The organism is Arthrobacter sp. MYb227 (assembly GCF_002975435.1).
In the GTDB taxonomy this organism is placed as follows: Bacteria; Actinomycetota; Actinomycetes; order Actinomycetales; family Micrococcaceae; genus Paeniglutamicibacter.
On sequence record NZ_PCPT01000001.1, the window covers coordinates 633,150 to 647,657 of the forward strand.

Annotated in this window: 15 protein-coding genes and 1 tRNA gene; 5 read left to right on the plus strand and 11 right to left on the minus strand. The window is 53.9% G+C overall.

Annotated elements, in window-relative coordinates; translation table 11 throughout:
* Positions 1 to 442: 442 nt before the first annotated feature.
* Positions 443 to 913: a hypothetical protein gene (locus CQ018_RS03030; protein ID WP_105548463.1), complete on the plus strand. Its 471-nt coding sequence runs from the start codon at positions 443 to 445 to the stop codon at positions 911 to 913.
* 91 nt (positions 914 to 1,004) lie between these two features.
* Here CQ018_RS03030 and CQ018_RS03035 read toward each other — a convergent pair whose 3' ends face one another.
* Positions 1,005 to 3,812, minus strand: a complete 2,808-nt coding sequence (locus tag CQ018_RS03035; protein WP_105548464.1) for an FAD-binding and (Fe-S)-binding domain-containing protein — start codon at positions 3,810 to 3,812, stop codon at positions 1,005 to 1,007.
* Positions 3,813 to 3,997: 185 nt separating this feature from the next.
* Here CQ018_RS03035 and CQ018_RS20205 point away from each other — a divergent pair, with 185 nt between their 5' ends.
* A complete protein-coding gene (locus CQ018_RS20205) occupies positions 3,998 to 4,411 on the plus strand; it encodes a GntR family transcriptional regulator (protein WP_219843984.1) in 414 nt (137 codons plus the stop codon).
* The gene (locus tag CQ018_RS20210; protein WP_258142398.1) at positions 4,408 to 4,650 is read left to right on the plus strand and encodes an FCD domain-containing protein; all 243 of its coding nucleotides are present in this window, start codon (positions 4,408 to 4,410) and stop codon (positions 4,648 to 4,650) included. Before CQ018_RS20205 ends, CQ018_RS20210 begins: the two co-directional genes overlap by 4 nt.
* 92 nt (positions 4,651 to 4,742) lie before the next feature.
* On the opposite strand, the gene CQ018_RS03045 is transcribed toward CQ018_RS20210, so the two are convergent.
* Positions 4,743 to 5,012 (minus strand): DUF4229 domain-containing protein, encoded by a 270-nt coding sequence (locus tag CQ018_RS03045; protein WP_105548465.1) that lies wholly within the window; start codon positions 5,010 to 5,012, stop codon positions 4,743 to 4,745.
* Positions 5,013 to 5,064: 52 nt separating this feature from the next.
* On the opposite strand from CQ018_RS03045, the gene CQ018_RS03050 reads away from it, so the two are divergent.
* Positions 5,065 to 5,481: a PLD nuclease N-terminal domain-containing protein gene (locus tag CQ018_RS03050; protein WP_105548466.1), complete on the plus strand. Its 417-nt coding sequence runs from the start codon at positions 5,065 to 5,067 to the stop codon at positions 5,479 to 5,481.
* A gap of 71 nt (positions 5,482 to 5,552) precedes the next feature.
* On the opposite strand, the gene CQ018_RS03055 is transcribed toward CQ018_RS03050, so the two are convergent.
* From CQ018_RS03055 to CQ018_RS03090, 8 genes are all read right to left on the minus strand, one after another.
* Complete coding sequence (locus tag CQ018_RS03055) at positions 5,553 to 6,719, minus strand: RtcB family protein (protein ID WP_105548467.1); 1,167 nt, start codon at positions 6,717 to 6,719, stop codon at positions 5,553 to 5,555.
* A 505-nt stretch (positions 6,720 to 7,224) separates the two neighbouring features.
* A tRNA-Met gene (locus CQ018_RS03060) sits at positions 7,225 to 7,298 on the minus strand.
* Between the two features lie 165 nt (positions 7,299 to 7,463).
* The gene (locus CQ018_RS03065) at positions 7,464 to 7,877 is read right to left on the minus strand and encodes a hypothetical protein (protein WP_105548468.1); all 414 of its coding nucleotides are present in this window, start codon (positions 7,875 to 7,877) and stop codon (positions 7,464 to 7,466) included.
* A gap of 145 nt (positions 7,878 to 8,022) precedes the next feature.
* Positions 8,023 to 9,045, minus strand: coding sequence for a c-type cytochrome biogenesis protein CcsB (gene ccsB / locus CQ018_RS03070; protein WP_105548691.1), 1,023 nt, complete (start codon positions 9,043 to 9,045; stop codon positions 8,023 to 8,025).
* 20 nt (positions 9,046 to 9,065) lie between these two features.
* On the minus strand, positions 9,066 to 10,670 hold the full coding sequence (locus CQ018_RS03075) for a cytochrome c biogenesis protein ResB (RefSeq protein ID WP_105548469.1): 1,605 nt from the start codon (positions 10,668 to 10,670) through the stop codon (positions 9,066 to 9,068).
* Positions 10,671 to 10,684: 14 nt separating this feature from the next.
* Positions 10,685 to 11,476 carry a cytochrome c biogenesis CcdA family protein gene (locus CQ018_RS03080; RefSeq protein ID WP_374954177.1) on the minus strand — a complete coding sequence of 264 codons (792 nt, stop codon included), beginning with the start codon at positions 11,474 to 11,476 and terminating at the stop codon, positions 10,685 to 10,687.
* Entirely contained in the window at positions 11,476 to 12,102 is a 627-nt protein-coding gene (locus tag CQ018_RS03085; RefSeq protein WP_105548471.1) for a TlpA disulfide reductase family protein, read from the minus strand. The genes CQ018_RS03080 and CQ018_RS03085 overlap by 1 nt, the downstream gene beginning before the upstream one ends.
* 4 nt (positions 12,103 to 12,106) lie before the next feature.
* Positions 12,107 to 12,769 carry a histidine phosphatase family protein gene (locus CQ018_RS03090; protein WP_105548472.1) on the minus strand — a complete coding sequence of 221 codons (663 nt, stop codon included), beginning with the start codon at positions 12,767 to 12,769 and terminating at the stop codon, positions 12,107 to 12,109.
* Positions 12,770 to 13,039: 270 nt separating this feature from the next.
* Between CQ018_RS03090 and CQ018_RS03095 the strand changes: the two genes are divergently transcribed.
* A complete protein-coding gene (locus tag CQ018_RS03095) occupies positions 13,040 to 13,774 on the plus strand; it encodes a hypothetical protein (RefSeq protein ID WP_105548473.1) in 735 nt (244 codons plus the stop codon).
* Between the two features lie 76 nt (positions 13,775 to 13,850).
* Here CQ018_RS03095 and CQ018_RS03100 read toward each other — a convergent pair whose 3' ends face one another.
* Positions 13,851 to 14,489, minus strand: coding sequence for a redox-sensing transcriptional repressor Rex (locus CQ018_RS03100; protein ID WP_105548692.1), 639 nt, complete (start codon positions 14,487 to 14,489; stop codon positions 13,851 to 13,853).
* Positions 14,490 to 14,508: the final 19 nt, after the last annotated feature.

Here is a 14,508-nt window from a genome sequence, read left to right on the forward strand (position 1 = left end):
ACAAAGATGCTTCCCGCTGCGATGAATGGTCATATTCCGACGTCGCTGGCCTAGTACGCGCCAGATTCCTTCGCCCGAGTCGTATCGGCAAGGATAGCGAACACCAAAGTACCTGCCAGCCACAATCCGATAGCAGCAAGCCACCCCTTAATGACTGTGGCTCCTCGTGGTGAAATTCTGTGGGGCGTCGAGTCGCAGTGAGGCCGGGCCTGTTCCAAGTGAGACGCTCCTAAAATTCGTAGATAGCATCGCTACCAAAGTAAGTAGGTACGCATCATTTCCTGATTAACTACAGCATAAACAAGTACTCGAGTGAAACTGTTGAGCTGCGACGGGTGGTTATCTCAGTCGCCACCATAGTTCTTCGTATCGTTCACTATTCGGCCAGCGCACGTAGACTTGGACGCTGAACGGCATTGCAACGACGATGATAGGACCGAACATGGAATACACGCAGCAACGCTACAAACGCAGTGCCGGTAAATCCTCTTTTGACGGACCTGCCATTGCCAAAGGTTGGTTCGTTGCCGTGGGATTATGGCTGGTTGGAACGCTCATCTCCATGCTCATCACCGAGATATTGTCAGAAGGCGGTTCCGGAAGCTTCATCTCTAGCAGCTTGGGAATCTGGGCAGTCTTTTCCGTTGCCAGCGTCTTAGTCGCCGGAGTCCTTGGCCTACCGCTGGCATTGTTGCTTAACCGTTTCATGCGTCAGGTTCAAACGCCGTGGATCCATGTGCTTGCATTCGCGATGTTCTTTACGCTCAGCGGCGCCATACTCATGAGCGGAATGACCGGCAGCTTCCTCAGTGCTTTAGGGGTTTCCTGTTGGATGGGACTTTGCGCAGCCGCCGGTCGCCTAGCAGCGTTTCGAAAATCCGGTGCATTTCATCGGGTCTTGACCGGGGACTAAACATTCTAGGTTGCTTGCAACCACACTCGTTGGGCGTTGCGGTTATTCATTTTTGACGTACCGCAACGCCCAACTGCTCATGCTTTGGTATCTAATACTTGCGCGTAGCGCGTTCCAACAGTTCAAGCACGTGTTCGTAGGACTGCTCGGTAGCCCGAGTCATGCCCAACTCACAGGTCCTGTTACAGGATGCATGTGCGGCAGCCCCAAATGCTCGAACTTCTGAGGCCTGAACTTCGGTCGCAGATTCGGTAAGTTCGGGATGCAGCATGCCGCGATCTCCCGCGAAAGCACAACAGCCCCAGTTCTCCGGAATGTGCACCTCTTGGGCAACTGCTTCTGCCACGGATTGCAACGCCGGGTTTAGCCCCATCCGAGTTGAAGAACAGGTTGGATGCAGGGCAAGGCTTTCAACTTTTTGACCCGCAGGTAGCAGTGGCAAAATGTGCTCGGCAGTGTAATCAACAACATCAATGATTTTTAGCGGTTTGCCGCCCGCAGGTATTACTTCATTTTCAATGCTGTGCAGTAATCCCTCGGTACACGATGAAGCATCACACACAATAGCCAGTTCGCCATTGCCGCTTGCCTCCCGCAACACGGCAACAGTGCGCTCCCCCATGCTTTGCTTGCCGGTTTCCATACCCTTGGAAGACCACGGGGTGCCACAGCACAAGGAATCGATTCCCTGCGGAACTAACAGCTCTATTCCAACGCGCTGAGCAAGGCTGCTAAAGCTTTTCTGAACGCCGGGTTGCCTGGGATCTGCCGGACCAAACATTGTATTGACACAGGCAGGGAAATACACCGCGACCGGCTCACCTGTCGGGGCTAACCGTGCACGCTTGGAACCTCCAATGGGTAGCTCCGCAGAATACAACGGGAGGGTGTCCTTGCCAAGAACCGCTCGGCCAAGCTTGTTCACCCCGGTGATCAGTGGAACCGGAACGTTATCGGCAATAGTCAGTAGTTTGCCAGCCCCCTGAGTGACGGCACCCCAGTGTTTGGCTGCCCCATCCCATAACGCTCCTTCTACCTTGTTTGCGTTCTTGGCTCGCAGCTTCTTGACCAATGAACCCGTATTGATATCTACAGGGCAGGCGGTCTGGCACATGCCATCCACTGCGCACGTGTCAAGCGATTCATAGGCATAATCTCGCTCAAGTTCGGCAACCAGGTTCGTGTTCCCGACCAGACGAGCAGTTTCAATAGCACGCAGCGTGACAATGCGCTGACGCGGTGTCAGCGTGAGATTTCGTGAGGGGCACACGGGTTCGCAGTACCCACAGGCGACGCAACGATCCACTGCTTCATCTACCGCGGGTGTCACCTTAATGTGGCGCAAATGGGCTTCTGGATCCTCGTCCAGGATGACTCCAGGATTCAATAGTCCAGCAGGGTCCAGCAGGTTCTTCAGTTCACGCATGATTGCATAGAGCTCGTCCCCATATTGACGCCGAACATAGGGGGCCATGACGCGTCCGGTTCCGTGTTCGGCTTTCAGCGAGCCGCCTTCCCCGAGGATCAGATCAACCATGTCATCGGTGAATGCCGAGTAACGTTCGATCTGTTCGCTGGTGTGGAATCCATCGGTAAGCATAAAGTGTACGTTTCCCTCCTTGGCATGACCGAAAATTACCGAGTTTTCGTATCCGTAACGGTCAAAGAGGACCGAGAGCTCCTTACAGGTGCGTGCAAGTGCCGGAACAGGCACCACTACATCTTCAAGAAGTGCCGTGGTGCCCTGGGCCCGAGCTCCAGCCACTGAAGCGTAGAGGCCCTTGCGTAGGTTCCACAATTTTCCGCGGGTATTAATTTCCGAGCTAAATTCTGCCGGTGCGCTTAGTTGCAGCGAGTTGGCTAGCTTATGCCCGGTTTCTTGGCGAACTGCAAGTTCTTCGACGTTAGTTGCCGTGTATTCAACCAACAGTGCAGCGTGCGTAGCAACGTTGAGTCCAGCAACAATTTCCGGGGTTCCAGGAAGTGTTTGGCCGACCTTCAGGGACAGCGAGTCCATGAGTTCTACAGTTGCTGCGCCCGAGCCCACCAAGGATTCGAGGGAGGCATTAGCCGTGAAGAGATCATCAAAAACCAATAGTGAGGTGGTGACGTGTCGGTAGGCGGGAACCGTTTTGAACGTTGCTTCTGCGACGAAGCCGAGGGTGCCCTCGGAACCAACGATCAGGTGAGCCAAGACCTGAGCAGGATCTTCATAGTCAATAAACGAATTGAGCCCATAGCCCATGGTATTTTTCATCGCGAACTGGTGCTTGATGGTTGCCACAGATTGCGGGTTGGCTCGCACGCGCTGGGTGAGCTGTTCTAGCCCAGCAAAGAGCTTGGGCTCGAGAGCACGCAGCTTCTGGTTGGCATCTGGTGCTCCGGTGTCCACAACTGTGCCGCTGGTTAAGACAATGATCAATGAGTCAAGCGTTCGGTAGACGTTATCCACTGTTCCGCAGTGCATACCCGAGGAGTTATTAGCTACCACCCCGCCGATGGTGCAGGCCACTTCAGATGCCGGGTCAGGACCAAATTTGCGTCCGTAGGGTGACAGGCGTGCATTGAGGGCTCGAACTGTCACACCCGGTTGGACGCGTACGCGGGCTCCTGCGTTAAGAACCTCAATATTCTTGAAATTTTTGCGTACATCGACCATGAGCGAATCGGTGACTGCCTGACCTGAGAGCGAGGTACCACCGGAACGGAAGGTTAGCGGTAGTTTGAGTTCGGCGCTGGCTTTGAGCAGTGCACCAACTTCGGCTGCATTATTGGGGATTGCTACAGCTTGCGGGGTCAAGAGAAAGTGGGATGCGTCATTCGCATAGGCATGCAGATCGATAGCACGTTCGGTGAGTTGGCTATCGTCTGACAGTGCGCGACGCAATGTGGGAATCAAGGCAGGGCTCTTTCGTTCCGTCAAGTGAGACTACGCCGGAAGTTCCTACGATGCTTGATGACACGAGCAGACCCCGATCATGAGAATTGTCTAACAAGTACATTTGACAAGCAAACTAAAGTTTGAGGAATCTGCCATCTTAGATTCTTGGAACTCTGGGCACACGCAAAGGATCAGCCATATCTATGAGCACTCGCGTCACGGCGCTGTCCATCATCGATGCAAGTGCCGATGATATTCGTCGACGAATTTTTGAGGGCATCCTAGAACAAAGGAGCGTCCAGACCGAAGCCGAGGTATCGGGCCGTTACGAAGTAGCCCGGCCCACTGCCAAGGCTGCCATTGAACGACTTGTCGTCGAGGGATTACTCGGACGTGGCTTGCATAAAAGCGCCCGGGTCAAGGTTCTTGGCCCGGGCGATGTCCGCGATATCTATACGGCAAGAACAATTGTGGAGTCCGAAGTGGTTCGTCGGCTTGCCATCACGAGCTCGGTACCGAATCGCGCGCTTGAAGGGAATGAGCTTATTAAGGCACGTATCGGTGAGCCGCAACGGCAATCATTGACCCCGATACGGATTTCCATACGGCCTTGGTGAAGGCGCTGGGAAACCAACGCACCAGCACCATGTACGCACCTTTGTTGGGCGAAGTTCGTTTATGCATGAGCCGGGTGCAGTCCTTGGAGCTCCTAGATTCGGCCAAGATTGCTTCCGAACACGCAAAGATTCTTGAACATATTGCAGCAGGTGATCCGTACGCCGCGGCAAAGGCTCTCGATGAGCATTTAGCTCACGCCAGAGACCTCTTGGCCAACAAAATGAAACCGGCAACTTAGAATCCTGCTTAACCACCGGTAGGGCCGTGAGTAGTTGCGGCTTTTCGCCGGCTTCTACTTTCGCCCCTACAGTGACCCAAAAGGTCTAAAAGTTACTTTTCACCATCGATGAAGCGGTCTTCTGCTTCTTCGTCAGAGATCATTTTCTTGGACTTGCGTGGCCCAGTTGAGGCAAACATCTTTTGCACATCCGCGTTCGCGGCCAGACGCAACTTGTTAAAGAACAAATAGCTGACCGAGAAGGCAATCACCAGTGCTACGACACCAATGAGAATGAGATCCCAGCGCGTAAATAACGCAAGGGGTAGGAAAACAACGAAGAAGAGGACCAGCCGAAGCACGGTGTACTTGAAGAACTGCACTGAACTATTCTACCCGCAGCCAGATCACAGATATTTTCATTAGACTGTCTATATGGTCAGGAACATAATTTTTGCTGCATTGGTCGCGTTAGCTATCACCATCTACGCGTTGATCGAATGCGTTCGCACGCGCCCCAACGATGTCCGTTCCCTGCCTAAAACAGGATGGATTCTAGCAATCGTCCTATTGCCACTACTCGGCGCAGGATTATGGTTCTGGTTGGGGCGTCCGTTGCCTTCAAATTATCAGCGTCCCACGCAGGGGCCACGTCCAAGCAGTGGTGCCCCCGATGATGATGAAGCATTCCTGCGCAACCTCGAAACCCAGCGCCGCAATAAGGCCCGCGATGAGGAATTCCTGCGTCGGGAAGCCGAGCTCAAGGAACGTGAACGCAAGCTTGCCGAGGAAGCCAAGAAGCGTGAAGAGGGCGGCAATCCTTCCGAGGACACCCCTCGCCACACTCCTTAATCATTACTAACTGATGTGTTGTGGGTGGTCCGGAAATTTCCGGACCACCCACAACCTTTTAATCCTCTTAGCTAATCACCCTTGACGTTAACAATCTGGCGCAGTTTGTGCCGAATGCTCACCAGGTCCGCAGCGTCCTCCATGACCTGATCAATGGGTTTGTACGCACCGGGGATCTCATCTATGAAGGCATCGGTGTCGCGGTACTCAATGCCCTTCATGGCCTCGCGTAGCTGTTCAAGGGTGAAGGTCTTGCGCGCGGCGCTACGTGAGTATTCACGCCCAGCACCGTGCGGCGAGGAATCAAGTGAGACCGGATTGCCCTTGCCAACAACCACGTAGGACGCGGTACCCATAGAGCCGGGAATCAGCCCGGGATCGCCCTCGCGGGCACGGATGGCCCCCTTACGCGAAAGCCATACCGACTTCCCGAAGTGCGTTTCTTTCTCGGTGAAGTTGTGGTGGCAGTTGATCCGTTCCAGCTCTTGGATCTCTCCCCCGACCCAGTTGGTGAACTGTCGGATCACCCGATCCATCATCTCTTCACGGTTCAACAGCGCGAAGTGCTGTGCCCAGCGCAATTCCTTGATGTAGGAATCAAATTCTGCCGTGCCCTCCACGAGGTAGGCAAGATCCGGATCTGGAAGATCGATCCAGTACTTCTTAGCCACCTGCTGTGCCACCTTGATGTGCTTGGTGGCAATCCTGTTGCCGATCCCCCGCGAACCCGAGTGAAGGAATAACCAGACCGAGTCATCCTCATCGAGTGAAACCTCAATGAAGTGGTTGCCGGAGCCCAAGGAGCCAAGCTGGTGCGCCCAATGCCCCGCATAGCTAGCCGGGTCAAACCCGGCCTGTGCGGCTAAGCGCGTGAGTTCCTCAATGCGTGGCTGGGCAGTGGCAACAATCTTGTTGTTGTACTTGCCTGCCGAAAGCGGGATAGCCCGCTCAATGTCTTCGCGCAGGGGCCTACGGTCCTTGGGCAGGTCGCGCTCCTTGTACTGCGTTTTCACGGCAATCATGCCGCATCCAATATCCACACCTACAGCTGCTGGAATAATGGCACCGAGGGTTGGGATTACCGATCCTACGGTGGCACCCTTGCCAAGGTGAGCATCTGGCATCAAGGCAAGGTGCGGGAAGATGAATGGCATCTTCGAGGTGGTGATTGCCTGCTCACGGGTCTTTTCATCCAGGATGGATGCCCAGTTCTTGAGCCGGCTGTTGATGGTCTCCACGATTTCTCTTTCTTTGAGATTTTCAATTCACACGCTTGGTGAAAGGTTGAAAGGTTCGGGAAGACGATCGGATCCAAAAAAGTAACCCCGAACCGGTGTGGTTGCGGGGTTTGGAGTCCTACTGAAGTGCAGGGAACTACAAAGGTGGCAACCGGAGGCCTTGTTCTTGCTCATAGCGACGCTGGAAAAAGCTCAAGGAATTGTGATCGACATTGGTCTTGATCAAATTCATCATGGTCTTTTCCTTTCGGTTCACTGTAGGCCGGGTCCCTTTGTGGGATTTGTTGCGTTGCTTCCATAAGGAACGCAACAGTGTGTGAGCCTAACAGCATAAATGCTGATGCTGCAAGACATTGGGAAAATACTAGCCGGCCGGAAACGTTTCGGCCCGCTTCTTTCTTCCAAGAAAACGAACCACTATGGCTCTTTAACGCGGCTATAGGTCAGTGGCACTCATAACAAAACAATCCCCATGATTCAGAATCATGGGGATTGTTTTCTTTAGTGGCGGGGACAGGATTTGAACCTGTGACCTCCGGGTTATGAGCCCGGCGAGCTACCGAACTGCTCCACCCCGCGTCGGTATGTACTAACCCTAACAGTGGTTTACGCAGACACCTAATCGAGGTGTCGTTTCGTTGAATTTCCCGCAAATGCCGGCATTTTCCGGCTATTTACGAACTAGATTCACTGCTATATGCCAAAAAGTGGTCAGATCTCAGAACTTTTGAATGGTGAGCCTTGTCACCTCAGGCCGTGTGTTCGTTCGGTGTTCCGCAGTTCATCAACGATACGAGTTCTATCCATGACTTTGTGGTGCAAACGTTGCCACCAACTGATTGGCGGACCCCATGAAGCTACTCGCTGGCTTCCAAATTGTATCCAGCTATCCCCCGGAACTCTGCCTAGCGGTACGGGCAAGCCCTCGGGCAAGGGAATTTCGGAAAATTCACTGGCCGAGTCCTCAAACTGCGCTTCAATGGCTCTGATCTTTGAATCATCAATGGGTGCACAAACTAACGGCCGCCATCCCGAATCGGTTTCGATAAAGATCTCGGCCAAGAAGTAGGTGGGGTGCCGAGCAATCGAATTTACCAGTAGGTACTTCGCCTCGGGAGTTACTTTGATCCATGCCGTGGCGTTTCGTTCAATCCGCATTGATTCCCCATCCACGATCGGTGTGCCTGGCTAATTTGCGTCAGCATATCAGCCGGGGCAAAGAAGCGATCGGCTCTTAATGCACTGCGGGGGCTTGAAACTTACCTCAGTAAGTTTCAAACCCCCGCGCTAGATGAGCTGCCGTTTAAAGTCCTGCGTAGGAGTGCAGCCCGTTGAAGTACATATTCACGATAGTGAAGTTGAAGACCAAGCAGAGATAGCCAATGATGCTCAACCAAGCAGAGCGTGCTCCCGTCCAGCCACCGGTTGCTCGAGCGTGTAGGTAGCCTGCGTAGACAACCCAGATCACGAAGCTCCAGACTTCCTTGGTGTCCCAACCCCAGTAGCGTCCCCAGGCCGCCTCGGCCCAAATAGCACCGGCCATCACGGTGAAGGTCCACATCACAAAGGCAACAGCGTTAATGCGGTAAGCAAAGTTCTCAAGTGCACCTGCACTTGGTACAACTCCCATGAACGGGAACTTATCGCGTTTACCCGCGGCAATCGCTTCAACACGTGCGTGCTGCATCAGCTGCAGCACGTTCATGGCAAAGGTGATGGTGAATAGCGCGGAGGCCAATACAGCGATTGACACGTGAATGATCAGCCAGTAACTCTGCAGCGCTGGAACGAGGTGGGCAACCGGGGTTGGGAACCCGATGGTTGCTCCGCAGAGCATCACGGTTACCAAGCCAATGACGAAGGTACCCATGAAACGCAGGTCTTTTTTGAGCAAGACGAGCACGTAGACGAGCGCCACAATAAAGGCACCAGTGGAGAGGAACTCGTACATGTTGCCCCACGGCACACGTCCCGCAGCGATGCCACGGGAGACGACTGCGAAGCCATGCATCAGCACACCAAGCCAAGTCAGCGACACTGCTACCTTGGCCGCAAGACGCTTCTCCGAGGCCTGCACATAAGTCATCTCGTCGTTGACAAGTTCATCACCGTCGGTGTTAGTGAGAGCAGATGCAGAGCCCCGCGAACCGGCAGCAACAAGTACCTTCTTCTCGGAAGCAAGAGTTGCCGCATCAATTTCACGGATCAGCTTGCTGGATTTTGCCAAGTCCCAAGCAAAGGCAATGAATGCCGCTGCATAGACGAGGGCCGCGAGCAACATGAACAAGTCACTGTATTGCCCTAGTGCCACGTTAATCGTGGGCATTTCGTTTCCCATTTGGTCTCCTAGACTTCGGCTCGCTCGACGGCGGGCCACTGCTGCTCAAGTAGCTTACGCAATTCTTGGGCTTCGGATTCCAGGCGGGGGTCTTCACCACGGGCCAGCAATCCATATTCGATTATCCGCTGTTCACATCCCGAATCGTCAACCGAGTTCTTGATTTTTATCCAAGCACGGCGACGCGGGGTAAAGAGCGAAATGGCAAGACCCAAAAGTGCGAGTCCGGAAAAAATAGCTACCGGACGCTTACTCGGGTCGTAGTTAATGTCAACACCAATGAAGCGCTTGAGGCCGTCGAAGGAAATACTTCCCTTGCCATCGGGCAGTTCATAGGTTTGACCTGCGCTCAACACGATACCTCCGGTATCGAGCTTTCGATCGTTGAGTTTCTTCATGCCATCGGTGTTCAAGACGTAAACATTTTGTGGGTTTCCGTCGTCCAAGCCCAAATCACCGTAGAAGGAATTCAACTGCAGCTGTGGGTTGATCGCATTCGGGTCACCGGAAATAGCAAAGCCGGTTTCATCCGTCATGGCGGTGGGCAACAAGAATCCTTGGAAGCCTAGTTGCTCGGGCTTTGCATCCGGAGCCTTGATAACAAGCACCGACATATACATTCCATCCTGCGGTACCGAAACTACCGGGCCGCTAAATGCCACGTTGCCGTTGCCGTCCTTGACTGTGACCACCGGAGCGTAACCGTTACCAACCAGATAAACATCTGCCTTATTGATACGCAGCGGATGGTTGACCTTGATGGTTTCCTTCTGCGGTTCGGCTCCCGGGCCACGACGGGTCTCAACTTCGGCTGTGAAGTCGATTGGCTGGCCAAAGTGTGTCTTTGATTCGCGATCAAAAGTGATATTGAATTTATCGAGCTTCACAGAGTACGGGGTCAAAGAATCCTGGTTAAACCAGGTGCCCGGTGTGAACGCATCGTAGGAAACTAGGGAGTTCACAAAAGTTTCCCCCTCTACCAAGACACGCTGCCCGCCATAGCCAAACGCGCCACCAACGGCTACCGAGGCGAGGATCCCCACCAATGAGGTGTGGAAGAGCAAGTTGCCAATCTCTCGGCTGTAGCCACGCTCGGCACCCACCGATGGCATTGCACCATCGGGCCGTGCTTCGGAACGGTAGCCGCGCTTTTTCAGAAGCTTTGCGGCATCCTGAACCAGCTGCGCATCGCTAATGCCGGAATCTTGTGCCGCAGCAATCTCAAAGCTTCCGTTTTCCGGAAGGCGGTTCAAACGTGAAGGAGTACGCGGAGGTGGAGTTCGTAGCGCCTTTGCATGTTTCTTGATGCGCGGAAGAATACAGCCAATCAGCGAGATGAACAGCAGCAAATAAATTGCTGAGAACCACGCCGAGGAGAACACATCGAAGAGTTGGAACCTATCAAGCCAAGCACCAAGTACAGGCTTGTTTTCCAGATAGGTTGCTACCTGCTCGGGGTTAACCGCGCGTTGTGGGAAAAGCGAGCCTGGTACTGCGGCGACTGCCAGCAGCAGTAGCAGGAACAGTGCCGTGCGCATACTGGTCAGCTGAGCCCAAGCCCAACGAAGCATTCCGACAAAGCCCAATGCCGGGGCAGCTATATCTTTTTTCATATTTGGCTTTCCCATTAGATCGGCAATCGCACTGAAGTAGTAAACCAGTCTTGCAATTGTGTAACCCAGTTACCCCACAAGCCGGTGGCCATCAAGATTCCTAGGACAATCAACATTCCTCCACCAAAGCGCATCACTGCGACCTGATGCTTGCGGAAGAATTTCATTGCGCCCATTCCCTTACGCAGACCTAAGGCAATAAAGAGGAATGGCAACCCCAGACCCATGCAGTAGAAGAACGTGAGCAGCGCCCCCTTACCGACGTTTGCATCTGGGCCAATGCTCATCGCCAGTACAGCCGCGAGGGTGGGTCCAATGCATGGTGCCCAGCCAAGCCCAAAGGTTAGGCCCAAGACCGGTGCTCCCCAGAGACCTGCTGGAGGCTTGCTATGAATCTTGGCATCGCGCTGCATGAACGAAAATCCGCCCATGAAAACGACGCCCATGAAAATCACAACTAGGCCCAATGCCTGATTGATCCAAGCGCCCTCAAACATCATCCAAGCGGCGACTTGTGCGAACACTATGCCAATGAGCACGAAGACAGCAGTGAAGCCAAGGATGAACAGGCCAATGCCCATTGCCATCCTGCCACGTTTTTGATCGGCTAGATCGGCGCCGGAAAGACCTGTGACGTAGCCGAGGTATCCGGGCACCAGAGGAAGTACACAGGGTGAAAGAAAGGAAGCGAGCCCCGCAAGAATTGCGACGGGCACAGCTATGAGCAGCGAACCGTCTTGTACGATTTGTGCAAAGGCATTGCCTTGGGCAGGAACCGACAGCGCGGTAACCAGCGACTGGGTGATCACAGTGACTCGGTCAGGGCCGTATTGATCAGGGACTTAAGAGTCGACTTTTCGGCGACGCCAAGCACGCGGGCCGAAACCCGACCCTGCTTATCGAGCACCAGAGTGGTTGGTACTGCCTTGAGCGGCACGTACTTGGTCATCGCCAATTGGATTTCGCCCTGGGTGTCCTGAATCGATGGGTATTTAATCCCAAAGGTCCGTTCAAAGGCTTCCGCAGCTTCTTTTTCATCCCGAACGTTTACACCGACGAATTCAACCTGATCCTTGAACTCGGCACTGAGCTCGACCATGTGGGGTGCTTCAATGCGGCAAGGTGCGCAGGCTGCGTACCAGAAGTTCATGACCGTGACTTGTCCAACCCAGGTCGCTGAATCGATCTTTGTTCCGTCGTAGGCGACCGAGCTGATCTGCACTGGTTCGGTGCGTGACTCTTTGCCGTATTCCTGAACGGAGCCATCCCCGGCAATGTAATTCTTGTTATTGCCTTCCCGTGCCTGCTTGGCCAGCGGGTCTTCCTCACCGACGCAAGCGGCAAGCGGCAGCGCTGCTGCGGCAAGCATGGCGGCACGCAAGATAGTACGTCGTCCCACACGCGATGTAGGGGACGAAGAAAGATCGGTCATGAACTCAAGCTCCAGGAATGTTCGCAGCGTTGGCCAACAGGTCAACGCTAGGTTCTGCGTAGCGGACGGCGACCAGACTTTCACCTTCAAAGTCCAGGCTAGTCACGGAGGTGAGAGTGCACTCGCGTTTCCGCGGGTCATGCCAGAGGGCCTTGCCTTCTGCAGAACGGCGCGTTACCCAAATGGGCAGCTGATGGCTAACCAGGATGGCCTGTGCGCCGTCACCGCCAAGTTCAACAGCGCGATCACGGTGTTCAACAATGGCGGTCATCATTCGTTCAGCCTGGTCCCGGTAGGGCTCCCCCCAGGATGGACGAAAAGGATTGACTACATAGGACCAATATTTTGGTTCTTTGAGTCTTTGCTTGATCTGTGAGAGGCCTTGAAAACGATTCGCTGCCTCAATAATGCGATCATCGGTAACTATATCTAAGCCGAGTGCTTTCGCGGTAGGCTCGGCGGTTTCTTGTGCCCGTACCAAAGGGGAGGAAACCAGATGGGTGATGTTCGCGCCCGCTTCCCGTTGCTCCAAGAAATACCCAGCAGCACGCTGCGCCATTTCATGACCAAGCTCGGAAAGGTGGAATTCTGGGAGCCGACCGTATAAGACCCTGTCCGGGTTATACACTTCACCATGACGCAGAAGATGAACAGTAGCAGTCGACATAACACAAGTGTCTCAAATCTTTGGTGGGTTACCTAAACAGCTCTTGGTGATCACTAAACGAACTATAGAGTCCAACTATTTCTCACACACCCAGCCTTCTTCGCACCTGTCCCACCAGCTGTAGTATCTTTGCCGCCAAACTGCTGGAAAACCTACCTCAAATGAATGATTTCATTTTGTTGAAGAAACCATCCTTTAGGAGGGGTACTAATGACCTAGCTACCGGATATTGTGATGTATTAGACGCATTCCAACCCAAAGGAGCAGGTCATGTCGACACCTGAGAACGAACCTCAGAACCCGCCGGTAAACCCCACGCCCCCTCAGTATGGGCAGGTTGCTCCAGAGGGACAGAAACCACAGGCTGGAGCTCCGGCAGCAAACCCCTACGGGCAGAACCCTGCCCCCTACGGGCAAGCACCAAGCCAGAATCCTTACGGTCAGGCACCAAATACACCTTACGGTCAGCCACCACAGGCTCCTTCACCCTACGGGCAGCAGCCGTATGCCGGAGGATTCCCGGTTCCGCCGCAGGGTAACTTTGCACCGCCACAGATGCCTACCGAACGCCCCAAAGAACTAAATATCGCATTCTGGGCAATTATTGCCGCGGGCGTGCTCACCGTCATTGGTTCCTTGATGTTCGACTCGGCACTGATTCGTTCCCAAATGGCGTCAATGCCGGAAGTTGATCAGCTTCTTACCGAGGCCGGTATGAGCGTGGATGATTTCGTTGGGCTCGTAAAAACCATGGTTACCGTCATGAGCGTCGTTTCCTTGGGAATCTACGTCTTGATTGCCTTCATGGTGCGTAAGGGAAGCAATGTTGCCCGAATATTCGCAACGATCTTTGCCGCGCTATCGTTGCTCTCCTTGGCCGGAGCACCAATCTTGAGCATCCTGGCTGTGGTCCTTGGAATCGTTGGCGTTGTTTTCGCTTGGCTGCGCCCGTCGAGCAACTACATTGCTGCACGCCGCGCAGCACGTGCAGCAGGCTACCGCTAAGCACGTATATAAATGATGGCCGTGGGTTCCGAATTGAAACGGAACCCACGGCCATCATTCTTTAGGATCAAAGCGCCTACCCTAGGTTTTGGGCGTGATATGCCAATATCTGCAATTCTGTTGCCAGATCAACCTTACGTAGATTAACCCCTTCGGGGACCTGCAAAGCTATGGGCGCAAAACTCAAGATGCTTCGTACACCACAACCGATGACCTTGTTGCATAGTTCTTGGGCAGCGGGTCCCGGTACCGAAAGCACAGCAATGTTCGCCTGAGTGCTTTCAATGACAGCATCCAATTCGGCGATGTCACTAACCTTGAGTTCGCCCACCGTGGAACCAATGACTTCCGGGGCTGCATCAAGTAACGCAACTACTTCAAAGCCTCGGTTCCGGAATCCTCCATACCCTGAAAGGGCTCGACCAAGGTTACCGGCGCCAATGATTGCTACTCGCCACTTACGGCTCAGGCCCATGGCCTTGGAAATATGTTCGGCAAGTTCGGTGACAACATACCCAACTCCCCTGGTTCCGTATGAGCCAAGTAGAGAGAGATCCTTGCGTAGAATCGCCGGGTTAACTCCTGCTTCCTGCGCCAGAACCCCCGAGGAAGTCTGCTGGTGTCCTTGAGCTTCTAACTCGTGGAGGGCACGCAAATACTGGGTAAGCCGAACCAAAGTTGCTTCGGGCAGAATTTTTTCAAGTGAACCCGTCATCGGGTGGGCAGGCTGAGCA

What these genes read in the sequence shown, in the direction of transcription:
- CQ018_RS03065 (WP_105548468.1), bottom strand. Translation starts at nt 7,877, where the DNA reads ATGCGGATTGAACGAAACGCCACGGCATGGATCAAAGTAACTCCCGAG.
- CQ018_RS03085 (WP_105548471.1), bottom strand. Translation starts at nt 12,102, where the DNA reads ATGACCGATCTTTCTTCGTCCCCTACATCGCGTGTGGGACGACGTACT.
- CQ018_RS03095 (WP_105548473.1), top strand. Translation starts at nt 13,040, where the DNA reads ATGTCGACACCTGAGAACGAACCTCAGAACCCGCCGGTAAACCCCACG.
- CQ018_RS03075 (WP_105548469.1), bottom strand. Translation starts at nt 10,670, where the DNA reads ATGAAAAAAGATATAGCTGCCCCGGCATTGGGCTTTGTCGGAATGCTT.
- CQ018_RS20205 (WP_219843984.1), top strand. Translation starts at nt 3,998, where the DNA reads ATGAGCACTCGCGTCACGGCGCTGTCCATCATCGATGCAAGTGCCGAT.
- CQ018_RS03100 (WP_105548692.1), bottom strand. Translation starts at nt 14,489, where the DNA reads ATGACGGGTTCACTTGAAAAAATTCTGCCCGAAGCAACTTTGGTTCGG.
- CQ018_RS03050 (WP_105548466.1), top strand. Translation starts at nt 5,065, where the DNA reads ATGGTCAGGAACATAATTTTTGCTGCATTGGTCGCGTTAGCTATCACC.
- ccsB (WP_105548691.1), bottom strand. Translation starts at nt 9,045, where the DNA reads ATGCCCACGATTAACGTGGCACTAGGGCAATACAGTGACTTGTTCATG.
- CQ018_RS03030 (WP_105548463.1), top strand. Translation starts at nt 443, where the DNA reads ATGGAATACACGCAGCAACGCTACAAACGCAGTGCCGGTAAATCCTCT.
- CQ018_RS03090 (WP_105548472.1), bottom strand. Translation starts at nt 12,769, where the DNA reads ATGTCGACTGCTACTGTTCATCTTCTGCGTCATGGTGAAGTGTATAAC.